Annotated in this window: 2 protein-coding genes; both read left to right on the top strand. The window is 76.4% G+C overall.

The window, feature by feature from the left end; all coding sequences use genetic code 11:
• Window positions 1–551, top strand: a 551-nt coding sequence (locus DW151_RS10610) for a hypothetical protein (protein ID WP_199579948.1), incomplete at its 5' end; no start/stop codon positions are given.
• Between the two features lie 226 nt (window positions 552–777).
• The coding region (locus tag DW151_RS10400) for a hypothetical protein (RefSeq protein WP_147351786.1) at window positions 778–1,182 on the top strand (405 nt) is incomplete at its 3' end.

Here is a 1,182-nt window from a genome sequence, read left to right as displayed (position 1 = left end):
GGCTCGCGGCGCGGGCGGCGACCGAGCTCGCCTCGCGCAACGCCTCGGCCATGGTGCCGCTCGCCGCGGCGGTGGGCGGGGCAGGGGGCATCCTGCTCACGACCGCCCGCACCCTCGAGGCCGTCATGCGGCGCCTGGGGTTCTCGGGCTCGTTCGACATGACGGACACCTACGCGCTGATCGGCCTCGCCGCGGGGTTCGCGCTCGCCACCGCGGTCGCCGTGCTCGCCCTCTCGGCGAGGGACGAGGGAAGGCACCAAGCGCTGCTGCGCACGCTTGGCCTCACGCCCCGGGGCGTGGCCGCGGCGGTCGCGTGGCAGTCGGCGCTCGTCGCCCTGGGCGCCGCGCTGCTCTCGCTCGTGCCCATCGCCTGCTCCTCCCTCGCCGCGCTCACCCTCACCTGGATGTTCTGGGGAGCGCCCACGGCGTACGCGCCGCTGCCGGAGGCGCTGGCCGCGGGTGTCGTGGTCTGGGTCGTGCTTCTCGCGGTGCGCTGGGCGCAGGTCCGCGGGGCCGTCCACTCCTCGCCTGCGGCGTGCCTGCGCTCGTAGGGCACGGGGGGAGCCGACGGAACGGGCCGCGTCCAGGCGGCGGCGTGGCTGGGCTGCGTGCTGTCGCCCGCATGGTGGACGCTCGTCGTAGTCGTCTGCGCGCTGCTCGTGGTGGCTGGGGTCGCGCCCCTCTCCCACCTCCTCACCGGAAGGTGGTAGGTCGCGGCCCCGCCCCGACGGGTACAAGAAGCGGGTGCACGGAAAAGGGGCCAAGGAGGACGCGGGGATGAGAGCTGTCGACAAGGCCGGGCGGCGCCTCGCGCCGCCCCTCGCGCCCCGTCTGCTCGCGGCGCCCCTCGCGTGCCTGCTCTACGGGGAGGCGACCGTCATCACGGCGACAATCGTCCCGGCGATACCCGGTGACGTCGTGCAGCGGGCTGCGAGCCCGGCTGCCCTCGCGCTCGCCGTGGCGGCCGCGTCCTCAGCCCTGCTCTGGCGGACGGCCCTGCCCCTGGGGACGCTCGCGCTCGAGTCGGCCGCCCTCGTCGCCGCCACGGCGGCGGGCCTCGACAGCTACGCCGTGGCCCCGTTCCTCGTGGCGGCGTTCGCGGCCGGACGGCACGCGCCCTTCCCGCGCTCGCTCGCCGGGCTCGCAATCGCCTGCGCGGCCATGGCGGTGAGCGCCCTCGTG

The organism is Collinsella sp. AM13-34 (genome assembly GCF_003473055.1).
In the GTDB taxonomy this organism is placed as follows: Bacteria; Actinomycetota; Coriobacteriia; order Coriobacteriales; family Coriobacteriaceae; genus Collinsella.
The sequence above is the reverse complement of the archived record's forward strand: the minus strand, read 5'-3'. Positions and strand labels throughout refer to the sequence as shown.